The organism is Mycobacterium sp. P4_H6 (genome assembly GCF_056400845.1).
Window position 1 is genome coordinate 88,205 of the sequence record NZ_JBFUKN010000008.1, and the last position, 22,459, is coordinate 110,663.

Annotated in this window: 19 protein-coding genes; 8 read left to right on the top strand and 11 right to left on the bottom strand. The window is 67.1% G+C overall.

Annotated elements, in window-relative coordinates; translation table 11 throughout:
• Nucleotides 1-2: 2 nt before the first annotated feature.
• The 5 genes from AC1DTF_RS05515 to AC1DTF_RS05535 are packed head-to-tail and all read right to left on the bottom strand — an operon-like array spanning nucleotide 3 to nucleotide 6,254.
• Nucleotides 3-1,217, bottom strand: a complete 1,215-nt coding sequence (locus tag AC1DTF_RS05515) for an acyl-CoA dehydrogenase family protein (RefSeq protein ID WP_477473334.1) — start codon at nucleotides 1,215-1,217, stop codon at nucleotides 3-5.
• Between the two features lie 4 nt (nucleotides 1,218-1,221).
• Nucleotides 1,222-2,853, bottom strand: a complete 1,632-nt coding sequence (locus AC1DTF_RS05520) for an ABC transporter substrate-binding protein (RefSeq protein ID WP_477473335.1) — start codon at nucleotides 2,851-2,853, stop codon at nucleotides 1,222-1,224.
• Nucleotides 2,850-4,454: a dipeptide ABC transporter ATP-binding protein gene (locus tag AC1DTF_RS05525; protein ID WP_477473336.1), complete on the bottom strand. Its 1,605-nt coding sequence runs from the start codon at nucleotides 4,452-4,454 to the stop codon at nucleotides 2,850-2,852. The genes AC1DTF_RS05520 and AC1DTF_RS05525 overlap by 4 nt, the downstream gene beginning before the upstream one ends.
• 1 nt (nucleotide 4,455) lies before the next feature.
• Nucleotides 4,456-5,304: an ABC transporter permease gene (locus AC1DTF_RS05530; protein ID WP_057168945.1), complete on the bottom strand. Its 849-nt coding sequence runs from the start codon at nucleotides 5,302-5,304 to the stop codon at nucleotides 4,456-4,458.
• Nucleotides 5,301-6,254 (bottom strand): ABC transporter permease, encoded by a 954-nt coding sequence (locus AC1DTF_RS05535; protein WP_235571371.1) that lies wholly within the window; start codon nucleotides 6,252-6,254, stop codon nucleotides 5,301-5,303. The genes AC1DTF_RS05530 and AC1DTF_RS05535 overlap by 4 nt, the downstream gene beginning before the upstream one ends.
• 177 nt (nucleotides 6,255-6,431) lie before the next feature.
• On the opposite strand from AC1DTF_RS05535, the gene AC1DTF_RS05540 reads away from it, so the two are divergent.
• A complete protein-coding gene (locus tag AC1DTF_RS05540; protein ID WP_477473337.1) occupies nucleotides 6,432-7,403 on the top strand; it encodes an LLM class oxidoreductase in 972 nt (323 codons plus the stop codon).
• Entirely contained in the window at nucleotides 7,403-8,728 is a 1,326-nt protein-coding gene (locus AC1DTF_RS05545) for an NtaA/DmoA family FMN-dependent monooxygenase (protein WP_477473338.1), read from the top strand. The genes AC1DTF_RS05540 and AC1DTF_RS05545 overlap by 1 nt, the downstream gene beginning before the upstream one ends.
• 6 nt (nucleotides 8,729-8,734) lie before the next feature.
• Here the strand turns inward: AC1DTF_RS05545 and AC1DTF_RS05550 are convergent, their stop codons facing one another.
• The 5 genes from AC1DTF_RS05550 to AC1DTF_RS05570 form a co-directional block, all read right to left on the bottom strand.
• A complete protein-coding gene (locus tag AC1DTF_RS05550; protein WP_057168947.1) occupies nucleotides 8,735-9,970 on the bottom strand; it encodes a DUF445 domain-containing protein in 1,236 nt (411 codons plus the stop codon).
• Nucleotides 9,967-10,629: an Abi-alpha family protein gene (locus AC1DTF_RS05555; protein ID WP_477473339.1), complete on the bottom strand. Its 663-nt coding sequence runs from the start codon at nucleotides 10,627-10,629 to the stop codon at nucleotides 9,967-9,969. Before AC1DTF_RS05555 ends, AC1DTF_RS05550 begins: the two co-directional genes overlap by 4 nt.
• A gap of 141 nt (nucleotides 10,630-10,770) precedes the next feature.
• The gene (locus AC1DTF_RS05560) at nucleotides 10,771-11,088 is read right to left on the bottom strand and encodes a hypothetical protein (RefSeq protein WP_477473340.1); all 318 of its coding nucleotides are present in this window, start codon (nucleotides 11,086-11,088) and stop codon (nucleotides 10,771-10,773) included.
• 31 nt (nucleotides 11,089-11,119) lie between these two features.
• Nucleotides 11,120-13,498: a phosphoketolase family protein gene (locus tag AC1DTF_RS05565; protein ID WP_477473341.1), complete on the bottom strand. Its 2,379-nt coding sequence runs from the start codon at nucleotides 13,496-13,498 to the stop codon at nucleotides 11,120-11,122.
• A gap of 10 nt (nucleotides 13,499-13,508) precedes the next feature.
• The gene (locus AC1DTF_RS05570) at nucleotides 13,509-16,007 is read right to left on the bottom strand and encodes a glycogen/starch/alpha-glucan phosphorylase (RefSeq protein ID WP_477473342.1); all 2,499 of its coding nucleotides are present in this window, start codon (nucleotides 16,005-16,007) and stop codon (nucleotides 13,509-13,511) included.
• 82 nt (nucleotides 16,008-16,089) lie between these two features.
• Here AC1DTF_RS05570 and AC1DTF_RS05575 point away from each other — a divergent pair, with 82 nt between their 5' ends.
• From AC1DTF_RS05575 to AC1DTF_RS05600, 6 genes are all read left to right on the top strand, one after another.
• Nucleotides 16,090-17,142, top strand: a complete 1,053-nt coding sequence (locus tag AC1DTF_RS05575; RefSeq protein ID WP_477473343.1) for a phosphotransferase family protein — start codon at nucleotides 16,090-16,092, stop codon at nucleotides 17,140-17,142.
• 71 nt (nucleotides 17,143-17,213) lie between these two features.
• Nucleotides 17,214-18,101: an acyl-CoA dehydrogenase family protein gene (locus AC1DTF_RS05580; protein WP_477473344.1), complete on the top strand. Its 888-nt coding sequence runs from the start codon at nucleotides 17,214-17,216 to the stop codon at nucleotides 18,099-18,101.
• Entirely contained in the window at nucleotides 18,088-19,176 is a 1,089-nt protein-coding gene (locus AC1DTF_RS05585) for an acyl-CoA dehydrogenase family protein (RefSeq protein ID WP_477473345.1), read from the top strand. The genes AC1DTF_RS05580 and AC1DTF_RS05585 overlap by 14 nt, the downstream gene beginning before the upstream one ends.
• Before the next feature lies 1 nt (nucleotide 19,177).
• On the top strand, nucleotides 19,178-19,945 hold the full coding sequence (locus AC1DTF_RS05590; RefSeq protein ID WP_057168955.1) for an enoyl-CoA hydratase/isomerase family protein: 768 nt from the start codon (nucleotides 19,178-19,180) through the stop codon (nucleotides 19,943-19,945).
• Nucleotides 19,946-20,130: 185 nt separating this feature from the next.
• Nucleotides 20,131-20,577 (top strand): hypothetical protein, encoded by a 447-nt coding sequence (locus tag AC1DTF_RS05595; RefSeq protein WP_477473346.1) that lies wholly within the window; start codon nucleotides 20,131-20,133, stop codon nucleotides 20,575-20,577.
• Nucleotides 20,570-22,087: a sensor domain-containing protein gene (locus AC1DTF_RS05600; protein WP_477473347.1), complete on the top strand. Its 1,518-nt coding sequence runs from the start codon at nucleotides 20,570-20,572 to the stop codon at nucleotides 22,085-22,087. Before AC1DTF_RS05595 ends, AC1DTF_RS05600 begins: the two co-directional genes overlap by 8 nt.
• Nucleotides 22,088-22,108: 21 nt before the next feature.
• On the opposite strand, the gene AC1DTF_RS05605 is transcribed toward AC1DTF_RS05600, so the two are convergent.
• A partial coding sequence (locus AC1DTF_RS05605) for a DUF1990 domain-containing protein (protein ID WP_477473348.1) occupies nucleotides 22,109-22,459 on the bottom strand: 351 nt, incomplete at its 5' end.

Here is a 22,459-nt window from a genome sequence, read left to right on the forward strand (position 1 = left end):
GCTCAGAAGAACCCGGTGTTGGGCAGATCGGCGCCGTTCACCGCGATATCCCCGAGTACCCGAGCTTTGTACACGGTCGGGTTGTGCGAGAACAGCGTTCGCAGATTGCGCCAGTGCCGGTCCAGATGCGTCGACGATCGCACCGAGGAGGCGCCACCGACATCGAAAAGGCGCGAGGCCGCCCGCAGGGCGGGCTCCTCGATGGCCACCTTCACCCGGGCGGCCGCCACCGAGGCTTTGGTCTCCAGCTTCGCGTCGATACCGGTTACCCGGCCCGCAGCCAGCGCCGGCGCGAGTTCGGCTGCCGCACTGAGTACCAGGGCCTCCGCGGCGTAACCTACCGCGTCGATCTCGCCGACGATCTCCAGCAGCTGAGGATCCTGGGACGGCGTGTCCGCAGTGGCGAAGGTGTAGGTGCGGTGCCGATCGCGCACCACGCCGGCGGCGTCAGTGGTGACCGCACGCAGAATGCCTGCGGCGATGGCGTGCAGATACAACTGGACCAGCGCGCCGCGTGACCGGTCGACCCCGATGTCGGTACCCAGGTGCACCACCTCGTCGTCCTCGACCACGACATCTTCGAACAGTGTGGTGCCGCTACCGGTGTGGCGCTGCCCGATACCGTCCCAGTCATCGGCGTGCACGACTCCGGCGCGGTCCACCGGGATCACGACACCGATGGGCGTACCGTCCTCGTTCTCGGCGCTGACACGCAGACGATCCGAGAACTGGGCGCCGGTGCTGTAGAACTTGCGGCCGGTCAACCGCAATCCGTCGGCGGTGCGCACCAGTTTGGTGTCATAGCTCTGCCCGCCCACCCGGGCGCTGCTCAGCTCGGAGTTGGTGCCCCCGATCAGGTTTCCGTCGGCGATGAACGCCAGCCAGCGGTCCGAGGTACCCCGGTGGGTCACCCGTTGCAGCTCCTCGGTCTGGGCGTAGTGCACCCGCAGGATATGGGCCAGATCGGGGTCGGCCTCGGCCAGCGAGATGACGAAGGAGAAGAACTCGGGCACCGTGAAACCGGCCCCGCCGTACTCGGCGCCCAGGCGCACGGCACCCAGCCGGTGCTCCCGGACCAGCTGCAGCCCGAAGTTCGGCGGCTGGTCGCCACCGTCGGCGAGCCTGCTGCGATAGTCGGCCGCGATCGCGTCGAGCACAACCTGTAGCTCGTTCGTGTGCGGCGCGGCGGACCCGTTCAGTACGGATTCGGTGGTCATCGGATCAGTCCTTTCCCGTGGTGAGCGTGTGCGAATCATCGATCCAGGTGTCGTAGAACCACGGCACCGAGTTGGCGGCGTTCGCGAATCCCTGAACGCGCGGCGCCACCGCGAAGATCTGGGTGTCTTCGAGCAACGGCACCGAGTAGGCGTTGTCGATGACGTAGTTGTTGTACTCCTGCAACAGCTTCAGCCGTTGCTGCGGATCGGTCGCCGAGATCTGGGCATCCAGCAGCCGGTCGATGGTGGGATCGGCACCGTCGAGCGCGTACAGGTCACCGCCCTTGCTGCCGTAGTTCTGCCACAGCCTGACGGGGTCGGCCGTCGGCCAGCCGTTGCGCCGCAGCCCCACCGAGTCCTCGATACTGGCCGTGGGGTAGTTGGCGAAATCGGTCTGGCGGATCACCAGCCGGATCCCGATGCGCTTGAGCTGGCGCTGGATCAACTCGTACATCGGTTTGGCGGTGTGGTCGTAGACGTCGACATAGATCAGTGCCGACAGCTGCTCACCGTTCTTGACGCGGTAGCCCTCGCCGTCGGTCTGGGTCCAGCCCGACGCCTCCAGCCGCCGGACCGCTTCTTCGGGGTCATAACGGACGGCATCGCTGCGGTCGGTGTAGCCCGGGAAATTCTTGGTCACGATGTTCTGGGCCGGCTGCCAGTGCTCGGTGTACAGCGTGCGCAGGATCTCGTTGCGGTCGATGCCGAACCCGATGGCCTTGCGGACGTTGACATCGGCCATGAACGGCGCGCTCTGCCGGATGTCGAGGGTGTTGGCCAGGCCCGGGGTGCGCAGCCCGCGCACGTCGAATCCTTCGCGGTCCAGCAGCCGTTCGTCGGGCGGTTGGGCGTAGCGGATGGCGTCGGCCTGCCCGGCCCGCAGCGCCCCGACCCGGACGCTGTCCTCGGTCACCGGGATGACGGTGATGCTGTCCAGATAGGCCTCACCCTGATGTGGCGCGGTGGCCGGGGCCCAGTCGTAGCCCCGCCGCTTGGCGAGCACGATCTGCTTGTCCGGGATCTGGGACTCCGCGTAGAACGGTCCGGAACCGATGAGATTCGTGACGACAGACTGGGTTTCCTTACTGGCATCAATGGTGGCGTCGGCGACCAGGCCCGCGGTGTTCAGCGAGAGCACCGCGATGAACGGCGCATACGGTTCGGGGAGCGTCACCCGCACGGTGCGGCGTTCGTTGTCCGCGGTAACCGAGGCGATCTTGGGGAAGTAGCTGTTGCGGGTGATGCCCTTCTCCTTGTCGCCGTTGGCCTGCCATTGCAGGTTGCGGCGCACCGATTCGGCGTCCAGGGGTTGGCCGTTGCTGTAGGTCACTCCGTCGCGGATGGTGAACTCGTACACCAGATGGGCATTGTCGACCGTCCACTTCTCGGCGATCCACGGCACGTAGTCGAAGGTCTTGGGGTCCTGGTAGACCAGCCGGTCCAGCATCTGGTCCTTCAGCAGGCTGTTCTGCCAGTAACTGACMTGGATCTGCAGCGCGGCCGGCGCTTCGGCGTCCAGATACGTCAGGTGGCCGCCGCGTGCACCGTCACCGGCCTGCGGTGCGGACTCCCCGGAACTGCACGAGGTGAGCAGGGCGGCAAGCAGAACGACGGCCGTGCGCCGCAGGCCGGTCATGCGGCCCGGGCCGGTGCGCCCGGCACCGCGTCGAGCAGGCGCTGCGTGTACGGCGCCGACGGTGCGGCGAACACCCGCGAGACCGGTCCGGTCTCCACCAGGCGTCCGTGCTCGAGCACGCTGACCTGATCGGCGATCTGACGGACCAGGCTCAGGTCATGCGAGATGAACAGGTAGCTCAGAGCGAGCTCGCGTTGCAGCTCGATGAGCAGATCCACCACCTGTGCCTGCACGGTGACATCGAGCGCGGAGGTGGGTTCGTCGAGTACCAGGATGGGCGGGCTGAGCACCAACGCCCGGGCCAGCACGACCCGCTGGCGTTGCCCGCCGGAGATCTCGCCCGGCTTTCGCTCGGCGAGTCCCGCAGGCAGGCCGACCCGATCGAGCGCCTGGGTGACCTCGCGGCGGCGATCCCGCCGGGAGCCGATGCGGTTGATCCGCAACGGTTCTGCGATGGCCTCCTCGATGGTGAACCGAGGGTCCAACGAGGCCAGCGGATTCTGATGCACCATCTGCAGGACGCGGGCCTGTGCGCGCTGCCGGTCCCGGTCCAGCGCGCGATGCGGTTCCCGGACGACGCCGTCGACGCGCACCTGGCCGGCGTCGAAGGCGGTCAGACCGGCGAGCACCCGGGCCGCGGTGGTCTTTCCCGAACCCGATTCACCGACGAGTGCGTGGATGGTGGCGCGCTGGACCTCCAGGGAGACCCCGTCCAGCACCGGGGTGTCGCCGTAGCGTTTCACCAGATCGGTCACCTGCAGTATCGGTTTGCCATCGGGCGCCTCGGTGGCCCGCGCGTACTTGTCGGGGGACAGTGCGGGCGCGTCGGCGATGAGCTGGCGGGTGTACTCGGCCTGCGGGTTGATCAGCACCGTCGTCGTCGGTCCGGCCTCACGGACGTGACCCTCGTGCAGCACGACCACGCTGTCGCTGTGGTGTTCGGCCAGCGCGAGATCGTGGGTGATGAACACGACGCCGAGGCCGCGGTCCCGGCGCAGGTCATCCAGGAGATCGAGGATCCGTTGCTGGACAGTGACATCGAGGGCAGAGGTCGGTTCATCGGCGATCAGCAGCGCCGGGTCACCCGCTATCGCGATGGCGATGAGGACGCGTTGCAGCTGGCCGCCCGAAAGCTGATGGGGGTAGTCCTCGGCGCGGCGCGCGGGTTCCTTGATGCCCACGGTGTCGAGCAGCTCGACCGCCCGCCGGCGGGCCGCCTGCCTGCCGGCAAGGCGGTGCACGATCAGCACCTCGGCCACCTGATCGCCGACCTTCTTCAGTGGGTCGAGGGAACCGAGCGGATCCTGCGGCACGAAACCGATGGAGGTGCCGCGCAGTTCGCGCCATTCGCCCGGGGACAGTCCGGTGACCTCGGCACCGGCGATCGAGATGTGGCCCGCGGTGACGCGTCCGTTCTCGGGCAGCAGACCCTGGACGGCGCGGGCGATGGTGGACTTGCCCGACCCGGACTGACCGACCACGGCGACCACCCGGCCCTGCTCGACCTCCAGGGATACGTCCCGGACCACCGGGCGTACACCGGACCGGGTGGTGTACTCGATGTCGAGCCCGGAAACCGACAGCAATACAGGCGAACTCATGTCAACCGACCTTCTTTCGGATGAGTTGGGCGAGCCGGGACAGACTCATCACCGTCAGCACGATGGCCACCGCCGGGAAGTAGACCAGGCCGGGTGCAGAGTTGATGTAGTTGCGGCCCTCGGAGATCAGCAGTCCCCATTCGGGATCCGGCGGCTGCGCGCCGTAACCGAGGAAGCTCAGCGACGCGATGGCCAGGATGGCGGTCCCGAACTGCAGGGCCGCCAGCGACAGCACCGCGGAGTAGGAGTTGGGCAACACGTGACGGAACAGCAACGTCAGGTGGCTGGCGCCGAGGTGTTCGCTGGCCTCGACGAAGGGCAGGTTGCGGGTGGCGAGTACCTCGGAGCGGGCCAGCCGGGCGAACACCGCGATGGAGGAAACCCCTACGGCGATGGCGGCATTCACGGTGCCGAACCCCAGCGCGACGATGATGGTGATGGACAGCAGCAGGGTGGGGATGGACAGCAGCACGTCGATGATCCGGCTGATGATGCTGTCGGTGGCCCGGCCGAAGTACGCCGCGAGCAGGCCGAGGATCGTTCCGGCCAGCAACCCGATGATGACCGCGATGAACGAGCCGGCGATGGTGGCGGCGGTTCCCGCGATGACTCTGCTGAGCAGGTCGCGGCCGATGTAGTCGGTGCCGAACGGGTGCGCCAGGGTGGGCCCGGCCAGCGGCAGCGCCGGGTTCTCCTGCAGCGGGTCGTAGGGCGCGATGGTGCCCGGCGCGATGATCATCGCGGCGACCAGCAGCAGGAACAGGATCGGCGGGACATCCCACACACTCAGGCGCAGCCGCTGCGGAATGCGGGAGGTCTGCGGTGCGGGCAGCGCTTCGACGACGGTCATGCCGGTACCACCTGGCTCTTGGTTGCCGTGCCGATGCGCGGGTCGATCAGCGGATAGAGCACATCGACGATGAGGTTGATCAGGACGAACGTCACCGACACGGTGATGACGACCGCCTGGATGATGGGAGTGTCCTGATTGCGGACCGCGGTCTCGGTGAGGTAGCCGATCCCGGTGCGGTTGAAGATCGTCTCGGTGATGACCGAGCCCGCGAGCAGTTCCCCGACCGTGATCGCCACGATGGTGAGGGTGGGAATCGATCCGTTCTTCAGCAGATGGCCGAAGACGATCCGGTTCTCGCTCAGCCCTTTTGCCCGCAGCACCTCGACGTAGGGTTGTCCTGCGGCATTGCTCAACCCCTGTATCAGGACCTGGGCTATCGGTGCGGCCACCGGCAGGGCCAGCGGTATCGCGGCCAGCAGTGTCGAACTGAACCCCTCGTCGCGGACCGCCGACACCCAGCCGAGACTGAACGAGAAAAGCTGTAGGGCAATGAGGCCGGTGACGAACACCGGGATCGACAAGAACGCCGGCGGAATCGAGCGGGCCACTTCGCGTGCTGCGGGCCACGGTGCGAAGACCGCTGCCAGCGCGATGGCCAGACCGAGCGCGGCGGCGAGCACGAACGCCACCCCGGCCAGCGCGGCCGTGGAGGGCAGGGCGTGGGCCAGCAGCTCGGACACCGGCTGGCCGCTGTTGAGCGAATAGCCGAGATCGCCTGTGAACAAACGCTGTACCGACACACCGAACTGGACGATCGCCGGTTCACTGAGACGGTAGTAGTCCCGCAGGACCTGCGCGTCCTCTTCGGAGATGGGGTTCTCCGGATTGGATATCTGTTGCTCGATCGGGTCGCCTGGAAGCACGTTCAGCACGAAAAACACTGCCGTGTAGGCCAGCACGATCACCACGATCGACTGTGCGATGCGGTGCAGCGTTGTGTTCAACACCCTGAGGAAGTTATGCCGCCCGCAGCCCGGTGACCACCATTCGGCCCGTAAGGAACATTAAGCCGACACTTCACCTGTACTTAACTGTTGTCCGAGCACGCATTGACCCGTCATGCATTTGGAGTTGCCGTGAGCGCAACCGTTGTCTGAACCACGTCGCGACGTAGCGTCGAAGGCATGGCTGTCGCACTATCGGTCGGGGTGGAGGTGGTCGGCGACGGGGTCGCCGACCGCAGGGTGGGAGCCGAAGCGCCGGCCCACGGAATTGCCGGGCTGGCCCGGCGACTGGAGTCCGCGGGGGTGGGCTACTGGGTGATCGGTGCCGAACGGGGTGAGTCGACCCACGCCGGCACGGTGACTCTGGATCCGTCGCTCGTCGCGACGATCGCGGCCCGGCACAGCACCCGGCTGGGCCTGGTGGTGTCGGCGGCGGGACACCGCGACCATCCCTACAACCTGGCCCGCCGGCTGATATCGGTGGACCACGCCGCCCAGGGCCGGGTCGGCTGGCTGGCACTCGATTTCGATCACAGCATCGCCCTCAACGCCGCCAGCGACACCTGGACGGGCGCCGCCCTCGATGCCACGCACACCGACGACGCGGTACAGGCCGTCCGGACGCTCTGGCGGACATGGCCTTTGGAATCCGTGCTCGGCGACACGGCAGCGGGCGTGTTCGCCGACGTGACGCAGATCCGGCGCGCCGACGTGCGCGGTGGATACGCGATCACCGGACCACTGAACGTTCCGGGTTCGGTCCAGGGCGATCTGCCGATCTGGCGTCAGGCCACCCGGGGCGGCGCTGTCGCACCGTCGGGGGCGGACCTCGTGGTGGTCGAGGACCGCGAACCGGTACCGGACGGCACCCCGGTCGTGATCAGGGTGCGGGCACTGCACTCGGTCGCGGCGACGCTCGACCGGATCGCCGGTATCCCGGCGGCACAGGGTGTGCTGCTGCGGGTGGCTCCGCATGTGTTCGACCATGTGCTGGACCGGCTGTTACCCGCGGCGCGGCGCCGCGGTGTGATCGGTGGCCCGGGGGAGGGCACGCTGCGTCAGCGGCTGCGTCTCCCGGTCCCGGACAGTCCGGATCTGTCCGGGCACGCAGCTGTTTTCGATGCCGTTCCGAACCCGGGCGGCCGATTGTGATGGGGCGCAGACTGATGGGCTTGACCGACAACCTGATCCTCAACGTCAATGTGCTCAATGTCGGGATCCACACCGGTTCCTGGCAACTCAGCAGCGAAGCGCCCACCGCGTTCGCCGATCCGGGCTACTACGTCCGGATGGCCAAGATCGCCGAACGCGGGCTGCTCGACGCACTGTTCCTGGCCGACGGTCCCGCGTTGCGCGAGCATCCCGCGCTGCGGCCGTCGCAGGCGTTGGAACCGAGTGTCATCCTGGCGTCGGTGGCGGCCGAGACCGAGCACCTCGGGCTGATCGGCACGTTGTCGTCGACCTTCAACGATCCGGTGGAACTCGCGCACCGCCTGCTCGGGCTGGATCAGCTGTCGCAGGGCCGGTGCGCCTGGAACGTGGTCACCACCTACTCGCTGCCCGCCGGGGGCAACTTCGGGCTGGCCGACTACCCGGACCGGCCGACCAGGTACCGGCGCGCCGCCGAGTTCGTGGATGTGGTGCGGGCACTGTGGCAGGACGCCGCCGACGCCGGTGCCCGCGGAATCGACCATCAGGGTGAGTTCTTCACCGTGGTCGGTTCGCTGCCGCAAGGGCAGTCGCCGCAGGGATATCCGTTGCTGGTGCAGGCCGGTGGCTCACCGCAGGGTCGCGAACTGGCCGGCCGTGCCGCCGACGCGGTGTTCAGTGCGGAGCTCGACCTGGGGGCGGGCGTGGAACACTACCGCCACGTCAAGGATGTCGCGGTGGCCACCGGTCGCCGGCGCAGCGATGTCAAGATCCTGCCGGGATTGATCACCACGATCGGCAGCACCACGGCCGAGGCACAGCGGCGCTACGAGCGGCAGAGCGCACTGTTGCCGGCGGGCCACGACATCGAGCGGTTGTCGCAGGTGCTCGGTGAGGATCTGTCCGGCTACGCCCTGGACGGGCCGGTGCCCGGGCACCTGCTCGGTGAGGTGCGGGATCCGGCGAAGTTCGGTGCCTCGCTGGGGTTCCGGGAGTCGGTGGTCCGGCTGGTCGAGAGCCGGGGTCTGACGCTGCGGGAGGCCATCCGTGAGTTCAGCGGTGCCGGGCACCGCGTCGTGGTCGGCACGCCCGTCGATGTCGCCGACACCATCGAGCAGTGGTTCCTGGCCGGTGCTGCCGACGGATTCAACCTGATGCCCGACGTGTTCCCGGACGGGCTGGAGATCCTCGTCGACGAGGTGGTGCCGATCCTGCAGGAGCGCGGCCTGTTCCGCACCGAGTACACCGAATCGACCCTGCGGGAACGTTTCACCGGATATCCGCTCCCGACCGGGGCGCCGGCGTCGGCGCGGGCCCGGCCGGCGTGACCGGTCTCAGCCGGCCAGCAGCAGGATGAGCTGGGACTGCAGCTCACCGCACAGGAAGCCGAGGGCGGCGCCCAGTACCACGATGATCCACTCGTCATCCTTGAAGGCCGGCCGCAGCAGGTTCTCGTAGGACAACGAGTCCAATCCGTCCATCTTCTCGACCATGACGTTCTCCAGGTCGAGCCGGCTGGCCGCGTATTCCTCGATGTAGGAGGAGGTTTCCGGGAGCTTCTCGATGATCGAGTTGGCGATCTGGACCTTCATCTCCTGGTACTGCCGGCCGCCGAGCACGTTGACCACCCGGCCAGCGAAGCCCATCTGGCTGTCGATGGTGCGGCCGATCTCGGCCTGGATGATGTCGAAGAATTTGTCCGACATCGGGCCGGTCAGCAGGCTCTCCATGATCGCTTTCGGGGTGAAGATCTCCCGGGCCATCAGTGCGGCGTAGCCGCGGATCACTTCCTTGCGGCGGGCCTGGAACACGCCCTGCCATTTGATGCCGAGGAAGATGTTCTTGCGTTCCAGCGGCCGGAAGATCATCTGCAGCGCAACCCAGTCGGTGAGGCCACCGGTGAGCAGACCGAACAGCGGCAGCGCGAGGTGCCAGCCGGTGACACCGAAGACGAGCATTTGCACCACGCCGATGATGAACCCGAAGTAGAGCCCGGATTTGATCAGGAAGGAGAATGCCGGGCGCCCGATGTCCTCGAAAACCGCGTTGAGGGTGGCCTTGTCGCGCACCAGGTTGGTCACGACCATGTGCTTGATGTCGAAGATCTGGTCGACCTGACCGCGGAACTCCTCGAACATGCCGCGTGCCGCCGCGGGGATGCGGCCCTCGACATTGCTGACGATGAGGTCCTTGACCTGATCGGGGGTGGCTCGCCAGACCTGCGGCTGGAACGACATCATCATGGCGTTGACGAGTTCCTCGGCGGCCTCGCGCAGGGGCTCGCCGAGCTCGTTGACGAGCTCGTCCGGATCGATCTTGTCGAACAGTTCTTCGGGTTTCAGGATCCCCGAGGTCAGCGAATCCACCGCGACCGCAGCCATTTTCGGGGCCCGCTTGGGTATCTGGCCCTGCCAGCCGAGATAGGGCTTGATGCCCTTGAATTCGACCGGATAGAACATCATCTTCAGCGCGAGGATCTTGGTGATCCACCCGACGAAGGCCGCACCGAGCGGAATGGTGATGTACACCCACAGGGGATAGGAAAACGCGTTCTCCCAGAGGTCGCTCATTTCGCTGCCTCCCACAACTCTTGACCGAGATCGCTGATGCGAACGGTGCGCCGGACCACCCGTGGGGACCGGACACCGCGTCGCGCGGTGGCCAGAGCGACGTTCACCACCGAGTCGGTCAGCAACATTTCGTATTCGTCGTACATGGACGTGGCCTCCGGACCCAGCCGGACCAGGCCGAGGTCGAGCATCCGGGTCAGGTACAGCGGGGTGTACCGCGGCAGGGACACCCCGGCCGAACGCCCCACGGTCGAGGCGTTCTTCAGCGCGTAGGCGGCGCTGCCACCGCTACCGGGTTCGGCGACGTGGATGACGGGGTAGGCCGAGCCGTCGGAGAGGGCGGCCAGGATGCGCGCCTCATCGGGCACCAGTGCCTCCAGCAGATCCAGGTAAAGCGCGTCGCGGCTCTTGTCCGGGCTGGTGTACATCGAGCGGTCCAGCAGGGTGCGGAGCAACTGATTGGGAGTGACGCTCTGCTCGGTGTCCCCGGCAGTCACCGCGGCGGGCGGATCGAGATCGGTGAGGTGCCTGCGCATCACCCGCACCACCGCGCGTTCGGCGTCGGCGAGCAGCGGCAGCACGTCGCCGGCGAGCGGAGCCCGCTTGGCGACGCCGCCGAGGAGGTTCAGCCCCCCGCCGATCAGGCCCTCCAGGTCCACGAAACCCCTCAGTGTCAGAAGCGGTGACAGGCGGCCGGCTCGTTCGCACGGAGCCAGCAACTATGTCTAGCACCATAGTTACCCGTACCTGTGGCCTTGCACCAATCCCGCGAACACCGCTGTGTGTGCGGTATGCGCACGTTAATCGCGGATGGGGTCATCCGTTTGGCGGACACCGGTGCGGTGGGGGAAAGCCGAGCCTGTCGCCGTCGGCAAACGCGTGATCAGTTGCCTGCGGGCGGCTTGTGAGCGGAATGCGAAGTGCAGGACGACCGCAGCGAGTGTTATCAGCGTCCACGCGACGACGGGCACGAGCACCCCGCCGCGCCGGCGTGCGGTGAAGAAGGACGCCGCGACGGTGAGCACGGCGACGACGGGGACGCCGAACTCGGTGAGTGTGAAAGTGGTCTCACCCAGACGTGGGACACACGGACCGAAGCCGCAGCCCGCGGTACCCATGATGTGCGGGCGGACCCATGGATCGAAGCCTCTAGTCGAGGCGCTCCCAGGTCCAGCCGGTGATGGCGGGATCGTCCTCGCCGTGTTCCCTGGTGTAGCGCCGGGCGGCCAGCCGGGCGTCGACCATCTCCTGGCGCAGGCCCGCGGCGTTGCTGCCCAGCCCGTCCACGCGGTCGATGACGTCGATCACGAGATGGAACCGATCCAGGTCGTTGAGCATCACCATGTCGAACGGCGTGGTGGTGGTGCCGCGCTCCTTGAAGCCGCGGACGTGCAGCTGGCTGTGGTTGGCGTGCCGGTAGGCCAGCCGGTGGATGAGCCACGGATAGCCGTGATAGGCGAAGATGATCGGTTTGTCGGTGGTGAACAGCGCGTCGAATTCGTGGTCGGCCATCCCGTGCGGGTGCTCGGTCTGCGGCTGCAACCGCATGATGTCCACCACGTTGACGACGCGCACCGACAAGCCGGGCAGTCGGCGCCGCAGGATATCGGCTGCGGCAACGGTTTCCAGTGTCGGGATATCGCCGGCGCAGGCCAACACCACATCCGGGGCACCGGTGTCGTGTTCTGAGCCCGCCCACTCCCAGATGCCGGCTCCGCGCGTGCAGTGCGCAATGGCCTCATCCATGCTCAGGTAATTCAGGGCGGRCTGCTTACCGGCGACGATGACATTGATGTACTGGCGGCTGCGCAGGCAGTGATCGGCCACCGACAGCAGGCTGTTGGCATCCGGTGGCAGATATACCCGCACCACCTCGGGGCGCTTGTTGGCGATGTGGTCGATGAAGCCGGGATCCTGGTGCGAGGCGCCGTTGTGGTCCTGGCGCCAGACATGGGACGTCAGAAGATAATTCAGGGACGCGATGGGCCGTCGCCAGTCGAGGGTGTTGGTGGTCGCCAGCCATTTCGCGTGTTGGTTGGCCATGGAATCGACGATGTGTACGAACGCCTCGTAACAGCTGAAGAACCCGTGCCTGCCGGTGAGCAGGTACCCCTCCAGCCAGCCCTGGCACAGATGCTCGGAGAGCACCTCCATCACCCGGCCGTCCGGGGCCAGGTGCTCGTCATCCGCGGATTGCTCGGCCTGCCAAGCCTTGTCGGTGGCCTCGAAGACCGCCGAGAGCCGATTGGAGGCCGTCTCGTCGGGACCCATCAGCCGGAAGTTGTCGATGTTGCGGGCGATCACATCGCGCAGGAAGGTGCCGAGCACCTTGGTGGCCTCGTCGACCGAGGCCGCCGGATTTTCCACCTCGACGGCGTAGTCGGTGATCGGGGGCAGATCCAGCTCGCGCAGCAGCACCCCGCCGTTGGCGTGCGGGTTGGCGCTCATTCGCCGGGTGCCGACGGGCGCCAGCGCGCGCAGATCGGCGCGAAGCGCTCCGGTCTCGTCGAACAGCTCCTGGGGCCGGTAGCTTTCCAGCCAGGTGCCGAGTGCATCCAGATGTGCTGCATTGGTGCGGGTCTCGGAGAGTGGTACCTGATGGGATCGCCAGGTGCCCTCCACCTTCTTGCCGTCCACCTCGCGCGGACCGGTCCATCCCTTGGGGGTGCGCAGGATGATCATCGGCCACAGTGGCCGGCCGGTCTGCCCGTCCTCGCGGGCGGCACGCTGGATGGCGGCGATCTGGTCGAACGCGTCATCGAGCGCGGCCGCCAGTTGCCGGTGCACATCGGCGGGTTCGTCGCCGGCGACGGTGATCGGCACGTAGCCGTAGCCACGCATCAGCGATTCCAGCTCGTCCTGCGGGATACGGGCCAGCACGGTCGGGTTGGCGATCTTGTAGCCGTTGAGGTGCAGCACCGGCAGCACCGCGCCGTCGCGCACCGGGTCGAGGAACTTGTTGGAATGCCAGCTCGCGGCCAGCGGGCCGGTCTCGGCTTCCCCGTCACCGACGACGGCGGCGACCACCAGGTCCGGGTTGTCGAACGCGGCGCCGTAGGCGTGCACCAGTGCATAGCCGAGTTCACCGCCCTCATGGATGGAGCCCGGGGTCTCCGGCGCCACATGGCTGGGGATGCCGCCGGGAAAGGAGAACTGGCGGAACAGCTTCTGCAGGCCGGCGGTGTTCTCGCCGATTCCGGTGTACACCTCGGAGTAGGTGCCCTCCAGGTAGGCATTGGCCACCAGGCCCGGGCCGCCGTGACCCGGCCCGGTGACGTAGATGACGTCGGCATCGCGCTGGGTGATCACCCGGTTCAGGTGTGCGTAGAGCAGATTGAGGCCCGGTGTGGTGCCCCAGTGCCCGAGCAGTCTGGGTTTGACGTGCTCGGCGATCAGCGGTTGCCGCAGCAGCGGGTTGTCCAGCAGATAGATCTGGCCGACCGACAGATAGTTGGCTGCCCGCCAGTACGCGTCGAGCAGGGTGACTTCATCGTCGGAGAGCGGTGGGGCTTCAGTCGATGCAGTCATGCCTACAGGTCTACCCGTTATTCGTGGTATGCACCGAAACAGGTCCAACACCCCAGATGTCATCGCAGTACTGCTCGATGGCGCGGTCGGAGGAGAACTTGCCGCTGCGCGCGGCGTTGAGGATGGACATCCGCGACCAGGCGTCGCGATCCTGCCAGGCCGCACTCACCCGGTCCTGGCATTCGATGTAGGACGCATAGTCGGCGAGCACCAGGAACGGGTCGTCGTAGATCAGGTTGTCGACCAGTGGGCGGAACACCTCGCCGTCACCGTGCGAGAAGTGGCCACTGGCGATCAGATCGAGTACCGCACGCAGTTCCGGGTTCGCGGCGACATACTCGGCCGGGCGGTAGCCGCCCCGCTTGAGCGCCTCGACTTCGTCGACGGTGAGTCCGAACAGGAAGAAGTTCTCTTCGCCCGCCTCCTCGCGGATCTCGACATTCGCGCCGTCCAGGGTGCCGATGGTGAGCGCACCGTTCATCATGAACTTCATGTTGCCCGTGCCGGAGGCTTCCTTGCCCGCGGTGGAGATCTGTTCGGACAGGTTGGCCGCGGGGTAGATCAGGTGCGCGTTCTGCACATTGAAGTTCGGCAGGAACACCACCTTCATGTACTGGTTGACCTCGGGGTCGAAGTTGATCATGTCGCCGACCGCGGTGATCAGCTTGATGATGCGTTTGGCCAGGAAATAGCCGGGGGCGGCCTTACCGCCGAAGATGAACGCCCGCGGCGCCATGTCGATACCCGGGTTGTTCTTGATGCGCAGGTACTGCGTCACGATGTTCAGCACGTTGAGATGCTGGCGTTTGTACTCGTGGATCCGTTTGACCTGGATGTCGAACAGCCAGGTCGGGTCGAGTTCCACACCGGTCTCGGCGAGGACGAACTCGGCCAGCCGGGCCTTGTTGGCCCGCTTCACATCTCGCCATTCCTGCCGGAACGCGTCATCCTCGATGAAGGCCTCCAGCCCGCGCAACCGGTCCAGGTGCGTCAGCCACCCGTCACCGATCCGGCGGTCCAGCAATTGGCGCAGACCGGGGTTCGACAGCGCGACGAACCGCCGGGGCGTGACCCCGTTGGTCTTGTTGGAGAAGCGCTCGGGCCACAGCTCGTAGAAGTCCTTGAGCACGCTTTCCTTGAGCAGCTCGGAGTGCAGGGCGGCCACCMCGTTGATGGCGTGGCTGCCGACGGTGGCCAGGTGTGCCATCCGGACGGTCTGGCCGCCCTCCTCACCGATGAGCGACATCCGGCGGACCCGCTCGACGTCACCGGGGAAGTGTGCCCGGACCTCATCGAGGAATCGGCTGTTGATCTCGTAGATGATTTCGAGGTGCCGCGGCAGCGACTCCCGGAACAGCGCCAGCGACCACTTCTCCAGGGCCTCCGGCAGCAGGGTGTGGTTGGTGTACCCGAAGGTGGCCACGGTGATGTCCCAGGCCTCGTTCCACTCCAGCCGCCGCTCGTCGACGAGCAGGCGCATCAGCTCGGCGACACCGATCGAGGGGTGAGTGTCGTTGAGCTGGATGGCGAATCGCTCGGGCAGCTCGTAGATGGACAGGTCGGCCAGGTCATCCACGATGTGCAGGATGTGCTGCAGCGAGCAGGACACGAAGAAGAATTGCTGCAGCAGGCGCAGCCGTTTGCCGGCCTCGGGTTCATCGTTGGGGTACAGCACCTTGGTGACGGTCTCGGCGCTGACCTCCTCCTCGACGGCCTTGTAGTAGTCGCCGGTGTTGAAGGCGTCCAGCGCGAACTCCTGGACCGCCCGCGCGCTCCACAGCGTCAACACATTGCAGGTCTTGACGCCGTAGCCCTGGATCGGGGTGTCATAGGCGACACCCTTGACGACCCGGCCGGGAACCCAGCGGATCCGGCCCACACCGGCGTCATCGAGGTAGTGCTCGGTGTGGCCCTCCCAGTTCACCAGGTAGCTCACATCTGGTTTGGCGATCTCCCAGGGATTTCCGGCGTCGAGCCAGTTGTCGGTCTTCTCGACCTGCCAGCCCTCGTGAATCTCCTGGTCGAAGATGCCAAACTCATAGCGGATGCCGTAGCCGATGGCCGGCCGCTCCAGGGTGGCCAGCGAGTCCAGGTAGCACGCCGCGAGCCGGCCGAGACCGCCGTTGCCCAGGCCGGGCTCCTCCTCGCAGGCCAGGATCTCCTCGATGTCCTGGCCGAGCTCGGCCAGGGCCGCGCGGGCGGCGTCCTCGATGCCGAGGTTGAGCAGGTTGGCACCCAGCTGCGGTCCCATCAGAAATTCTGCGGACAGATAGCAGGTGATCTTGCTGCCCAGGTCCAGCGAGGTCTGCGTGGAGGCAACCCGGTTGTCCTGCATGCGGTCCCGCACGGCCAGCGCCAGCGCGCGGTAGTAATGCTCGGGCCGCAGCGCGGCGGCGGGCCTGCCGATCGAATAGCGGATGTGGTCGATGATCGCGCGGCGCAGGGCGTCGGAGGACAACCCGGTGCGGGCGCGTTCGGCGGCGGGGGAGGGCGCGACGAGATCGGTCATGGACAGAAGTCTGTCAGGGGTTCGTGCACATCGCGCGCGCAATGAGCGTCGGCCGGGTTAACGGATGTGAGACGCTGCCGAGATGTCCGGTGTACCCGAACTCGTTGATGTCCTGCCCCAGCACCGCTTCGACGAGACGGCCCTGCTGCGATATCTGCGGGCGCACGGTATCGACGGGCCGCTGCAGATCCGGCAGTTCCAGGGTGGCCAGAGCAACCCGACCTTTCATCTGCACAGCCCTGCAGGGGAATTCGTGCTGCGCAAGAAGCCGCCGGGCACCCTGCTGCCGCGTGCACACGATGTCGGCAGGGAGTACCGGGTGATGTCGGCACTGGCCGACAGTGAGGTGCCGGTGCCCCGGATGCGGGCCATGTGCGAGGACGAGTCGGTGCTGGGCACGCCGTTCTTCGTGATGGACCACGTAGCGGGCAGGATCTTTCCCGACCGGGTACTGCGGGACGGCACCCCGGAGGATCGGGCCGCGGTCTACCGCGACCTGGCCCGGGTGCTGGCCCGCCTGCACACGGTGGACTGGCGGGCCGCCGGACTCACCGATTTCGGGCGGCCCGACGGCTACCTCGCCCGCCAGGTTGCGCTGTGGACCCGGCAGTGGGAAGCCGCCAAGGTCGAGGAATGCGCCGAGATGGACCGGCTGGCAGCATGGCTGCCCGCCCACCTGCCCGACGGGGACGAGGCGCGCATCGCGCACGGTGACTACCGGCTGGGCAATGTGCTGCTGCACCCCACCGAGCCGCGCATCGTCGCGGTACTGGACTGGGAGTTGGCGACCATCGGGCACCCGCTGGCCGACCTGGGTTATGCCACGATGACCTACCACCTGTCCGGTGACGCCGACCCATTGATGGGAGTGGCCGGTGAGGATCTGGCCGGCACCGGGATCCCCGGGGAGTCGGAATTCGTGGCCGAATACTGCCGGGAGGCCGGCCGGGACATGCCGGATGATCTGCCCATCTTTGTCGTGTTCTCGATGTTCCGGCTGGCGTCGATCGTGGCCGGGGTGTGGCGGCGCGGGCTGGACGGCAACGCCTCCGACGCACGGGCCGGCACCGATCTGTTCCGGGACCGCTACCGCGGCCTGGCCGAACGAGCGTGGGCGCTGGCCGGCGGGCTGTGACAATCGTCCATGTGATAGTAAAGTTCTGGCCTGATGAGAATCGGATTCTCCAGAAAGGATAGGCTCCTCTCATGGATGTTCGGCTGACCAGTGAGCAGCAACAATTGCGGGACGCGGCCGCAAAACTGGCCGATGATCTCGGTCCGGGAGCTGTCGGCGAATTGGACGACGGCGACCGTGTCGCCCGGCTGGAGAAGACGGTGGCGGCCACCGGCTGGCGCTCGCTGCGCTCCGACGGCGCCTCCGGTGTGGAGGTGGCGCTGGTCGCCGAGGAGTTCGGCCGCGGACTGGTCGATGTGCCGTTTCTCGGGCCGGTACTGGCCGACGACCTGGGGCAGGCCGGGGCCACGATCGTCGTCGGCGGGATCGCGCGCGATGCCCGAGGACTGACCGAGGGCGTGGTGCTCGACGGCGCTGCCGTCGGCACGGTCCCGCTCGGCGAGGCCGCCCCGGGCGTGGATCTGACCCGCTGGCAGGCGGCGGTGGCCGGTGACGTCGCCGCGGCCGGCGCACTTGACGACGAGAAGGTGCAGCGCGCGCAGGCGCTGGCGCAGGTGGTGACCGCGGCCGACATCCTGGGCGCGGCGCGCGGGGCGTTCGACCTGGCCTGCGACTACGCCAAGATGCGCGAGCAGTACGGCAAGGCCATCGGTTCCTACCAGGCCGTGGCACACCTGCTCGCCGAGAGCCTGGTGCTCATCGAGGGCTCGGTGAGCATCCTGCGGTACGCCGCGTGGGCGGTCGACGAGGAGGAGCCCGGCGTCGCGCTGGAAGCCGCCCGCGTCGCCAAGGTGTACTGCGCAAAATCCGCGCACACCATCTGTGAGACGTCGATCCAGGTGCACGGCGGTATCGGCAACACCTGGGAGTGCGCGGCCCATGTCTACCTGCGGCGGGTATTGGTGTCCACCGGGCTGTGGCCGGTGTCGTTGAAGGAGATCTCCGTTGGACTTTCGTGACTCCGAACAGGAACTGGCCTTCCGGGAACGGTTGCGTGCCTGGCTGACCGAGCAGGCACCCAACTTCCCGAAATCCACCGAGGAGTATTGGGCCCGACAGGGGGAGTGGCACCAATCCCTACACGCGGCAGGGTTTTTCGGTGCCACCTGGCCCAAGGAATTCGGCGGACTTGAACTGCCGCCGGTGTATGACGTCATCGTCGACGAGGAACTGGCCCGGGTCGGTGCCCCGCCGCGGCCCAGCCTGGGCTATCTGGTGACCGGACTGGGACGCCACGCCAGCAAGGAGGTGCAGCAGCGCTTCCTGCCCGGCATGATCGACGGCACCGAACGGTGGTGCCAGGGCTTCTCCGAACCCGGCGCCGGCTCCGATCTGGCCTCACTGACCACCACCGCCACCCTCGACGGCGACGAGTACGTGATCAACGGGCACAAGATCTGGACCAGCTACTCCGATGTCGCCGACTGGTGTCTGCTACTGGCCCGCACCGACAAGGATGTGAAGCGGCACAAGGGTATTTCGGCGTTCCTGGTCAACATGCACCAACCGGGGATCGAGCAGCGCCCGCTGAAGATGATCAACGGTGTGAGCAACGAATTCGGCCAGGTGCTGTTCGACGGAGCGCGGGTGCCCGCCAGTCAGATGGTCGGAAACCCGGGCGACGGCTGGGCGCTGGCGATGACGGTGGTCGGTCACGAACGCGAACCGTCCACGCTGGGATACGCGGCCCGCTACGAGAAGACCGTCAACCAGCTGGCCCGCAAGAGCGCTGCGGCCACCAGCGACGAACTCGCCTGGGCCACCGTGCAGGTACAGGTGTTGCGCCAGCATGTGCGGCGCCGGTTATCCGAGCAACTCGACGGCATCTCGCACGGGCCGGAGGGCTCCATCGACAAGCTGCTGATGACCTGGGTCGAACAGTCGGTGGGCCACGCCGTGCTCGCCCAGACCGGAACCACCGACGCCGACCTGTTCAACACCTACCTCTACAGCCGCTCGCAGAGTGTCATGGGCGGCACCTCGCAGATCCAGAAGAACATCATCGCGGGCCGAATCCTCAGAATGGCGGTTTGACATGTACGACATGCCCAAGGAGATCCAGGTCGAGGCCGACGGCCCGCTGCGCATCATCACGCTGAACCGGCCCGAGGAACTCAACGCCGTCAACGACGATCTGCATGTGGGCCTGGCCCGGCTGTGGAGCAGGCTGAGCCTGGACCGGACGGCACGCGCCGCGGTGATCACCGGTGCAGGCAAGGCGTTTTCGGCCGGCGGTGACTTCAACTACATCAAGCAGATCAGCGAGGACGCCGACCTGCGGGCCAAGACGATCGCCGATGGCCGCGAGATCGTGATCGGCATGGCACGCTGCCGGATTCCGGTGATCGCCGCCGTCAACGGACCCGCGGTCGGCCTGGGCTGCAGCGTGGTGGCGCTGAGCGACATCGTCTACATGGCGGAGAAGGCGTTCCTGGCCGACCCGCACGTGCAGGTCGGTCTGGTGGCCGCGGACGGCGGACCGCTGATCTGGCCCATGCAGATGAGCATCCTGCAGGCCAAGGAGTACGCACTGACCGGGGCGCGCATCCCGGCGGCGAAGGCCGTGGAGTTGGGTCTGGCCAACCATGTGGTCGCCGATCCACTGGCCGAGGCGATCGCGGCGGCGAAGAAGATCCTCGATCTGCCGCAGAAGGCCGTCGAGTCGACCAAGCGCATCCTCAACATTCAGCTCGAGCGCCAGGTGATGATGACCCTCGATTACGCCACCACCGCAGAGGAACTCACCTTCGGCACCGACGAGCTGAAGGCGAACGTGGCGCGGTTGCTGCAGAGCAGCAAGTAGACCCATTCGACGAGGGGACGCTACTCCGCATATTCGGCGGGCTGGTGCTGGACTTCTCGGCGGGCGCCGGGTGACGAACCGGTCGAATCGTCGGTCCCGCGCCACATTCGAGTAGCCGACTACTCAATCCCGGCGTGTACTCACAACGCACGCTGAAGCTCCGGATCGATGATCAGGAGCACGCCATGACACTGACGCCCCGCCCACATGGATGGGTGTCTGCGGGCCTGCCGATACTGGGTGGACTGGCCGTGGCAGTCGCGGCATTGGCGACCGCATGCACCGACGACGAGGTCGGCAGCCAAATAACCACGATCACGGTGTCGACGCTGACTGTCTCGACATCGTTCACGACGTCGGCCGACGCCACCGCGAGCGGTACGGCCGACGTCGACTACGTGACACCGTCGACCACGTCTGGTGCGGTCCCGACCACCACCACCGCCTTCGTGGCTCCGTCGTCGGTCCCGCCCACGCTGGACACCACCTACGTCGAGCCGTCCACCACGTCGGCGCCGATCCCCACGACGACATCGTTCATCGGCACCCCGACCACCACCACCCCGACCACGACCACGGTGAGCCCCGAACCGGACATCGGCACCGTGCCCACACCTCCTGCCGATGGCTGACAACGCGGATCCGCTTGCGCCGTCGGTACACAAGTGGATCGGCGTCATCGGCCTCGTGATCGCACCCACCACCCTGGTGACGGGCCTGTGCTACTACTTCGGCTACACCGCCACCCGAAAGATGTTCGGCTATCTGGGTATCGACACCGACGCAGTGGGTTTCACCACCAACGATTACGTGGCGAGAAGCACGGGAGTGCTCTTCGTTGCCGCCCTGGTGACGCTGCTGGCCGGCACCGCCGTGCTCGGGTTGTGCGTATACCTCGCGCGTATCGCCGAATCCGGGCAGCGCGCCTCGGCGCTGCGAACCGTGGCGCGGATTCTCGTGGTGGTGGCGGCCGGCACGCTGCTGCGAGGCGTGATCGGTGTACTCCGTCCGGCGTGGGCCCCGGATGGGCAGGTCTGGCTGACGCCGGTGACCCTCGCAGTCGGAGCGTGCCTGGTGATGATGTCCGGCTGGGTGTGGCGACTCGCGAAGCCGAAGCACGAGCGCGCCGCTGTCACGCTCGCGGACCGCGCGCTTGTCGCACTGTCGGTTGCGGTCCTGGTGCTCGCCTTGTTCTGGTCCACCAACCTCTTCGCCACCAAAGCCGGAGAGGTCGATGGGATCAACGCTGCGGGAAATCTCTGGTCCAGGGAGTCGACCGTCATCCTCGATACGTCCGACCGGCTGTTCCTGCCGAAGGAACTGGTGGTGGCGCACAAGCTCACGGATGCCGCCTCCCCGCAGGGAGAGACGTTCCGCTACGAGTGCCTGCGCCCGTTCGCGGTCCGCGGTGACTCCTGGGTGCTGATACCGGCCAACTGGCGGCCGCAGTTCGGCTACGCCATCATCGTCGACGCCGACGCCACACACCGAATCACGCTGCGCACCATCAAGGATGCACCCGAGCGGGTCGGCAACGGTGACAACGTCCGTCGGTACTGGCCCTGCCCGGAAGTCGTGCCGACGGCCTCAGGTGTCGCGGTGCAAGCCATGTTGCCCAGCGTTACCGAGACCGGGGAACGGCTCGGGGCGGCGTGGGATGCAGGCGAAGACTACAAGCAGGGGCCGGCGGCCCGCAGTCCCGATTCGTCCCGCTGCGCGGGGGCGGTCGATACGGCGGCCGTGCCGATCCCCGAATCCGAGGGATTCGAGAACCGCTTCGGCCGTCGGCTTGTCGCCCCGGACCAGAAGTCCACCGTCGACGAAAGCGTGCTCGAGTTCCGGTCGCCGAGTGCGGCATGGGACTACCTCGTCGCGACCCGAACGGCGTGGTCGGGATGTGTCGGTTCGGACCTGGTGCTCGGCGTGGGGGACGTCGCGCAGCGCTACCGGATCGATGAGGTCGTCGAGACCGACGGGGCGATCGTCGGCGCGAGCAGCTCGCCGCAGTCCGGACCTCCGTGCTGGCATGGCGTCGCCGCCAAGTCGAATGTCGTCGTCGATGTCCGGGCGTGTGGGACCGATTCGGCGGTGTGGGCGACCACGCTGGTCAACCACCTGCGCGATCGGTTTCCCCGCGCATAGCCGCTCGTCCCCGGATCGCGCCTAGACAGCCTTCAGATAGCGGCGGGTGATAACCCGCTGCGCCAGCCGGGTGACCGGCCCGCCGAGCTTGCTCCACCAGGTGGCATGGCGGGCGAACGCCGTCACCTCCGCGTGCACCGTGCCGTCGGTCGGGTCGTAGCGCACCGCGAACAGCTCCTCACCGGTCTCCGGATGCCCGGGCAGGGTGCCGTAGGCGAACCCGCGCCGATCGGTCTCGTCCAGCACGTAGACCACCCGGCAGGGCGCCCGCAGCGGCCAGAACCCGACGGTCACCTCGGCGCCGACGGTGGCGACGTCCGCGTCGGCGGTGACCAGCACGCCGGCGCCCCGCTGCATTCCCCAGTGCAGGAC

Coding starts and splice junctions, on each gene's coding strand:
- AC1DTF_RS05575 (WP_477473343.1), top strand. CDS start 16,090: ATGTCCGGTGTACCCGAACTCGTTGATGTCCTGCCCCAGCACCGCTTC.
- AC1DTF_RS05525 (WP_477473336.1), bottom strand. CDS start 4,454: ATGAGTTCGCCTGTATTGCTGTCGGTTTCCGGGCTCGACATCGAGTAC.
- AC1DTF_RS05530 (WP_057168945.1), bottom strand. CDS start 5,304: ATGACCGTCGTCGAAGCGCTGCCCGCACCGCAGACCTCCCGCATTCCG.
- AC1DTF_RS05545 (WP_477473338.1), top strand. CDS start 7,403: ATGGGGCGCAGACTGATGGGCTTGACCGACAACCTGATCCTCAACGTC.
- AC1DTF_RS05595 (WP_477473346.1), top strand. CDS start 20,131: ATGACACTGACGCCCCGCCCACATGGATGGGTGTCTGCGGGCCTGCCG.
- AC1DTF_RS05550 (WP_057168947.1), bottom strand. CDS start 9,970: ATGAGCGACCTCTGGGAGAACGCGTTTTCCTATCCCCTGTGGGTGTAC.
- AC1DTF_RS05560 (WP_477473340.1), bottom strand. CDS start 11,088: ATGGGTACCGCGGGCTGCGGCTTCGGTCCGTGTGTCCCACGTCTGGGT.
- AC1DTF_RS05600 (WP_477473347.1), top strand. CDS start 20,570: ATGGCTGACAACGCGGATCCGCTTGCGCCGTCGGTACACAAGTGGATC.
- AC1DTF_RS05580 (WP_477473344.1), top strand. CDS start 17,214: ATGGATGTTCGGCTGACCAGTGAGCAGCAACAATTGCGGGACGCGGCC.
- AC1DTF_RS05590 (WP_057168955.1), top strand. CDS start 19,178: ATGTACGACATGCCCAAGGAGATCCAGGTCGAGGCCGACGGCCCGCTG.
- AC1DTF_RS05515 (WP_477473334.1), bottom strand. CDS start 1,217: ATGACCACCGAATCCGTACTGAACGGGTCCGCCGCGCCGCACACGAAC.
- AC1DTF_RS05540 (WP_477473337.1), top strand. CDS start 6,432: ATGGCTGTCGCACTATCGGTCGGGGTGGAGGTGGTCGGCGACGGGGTC.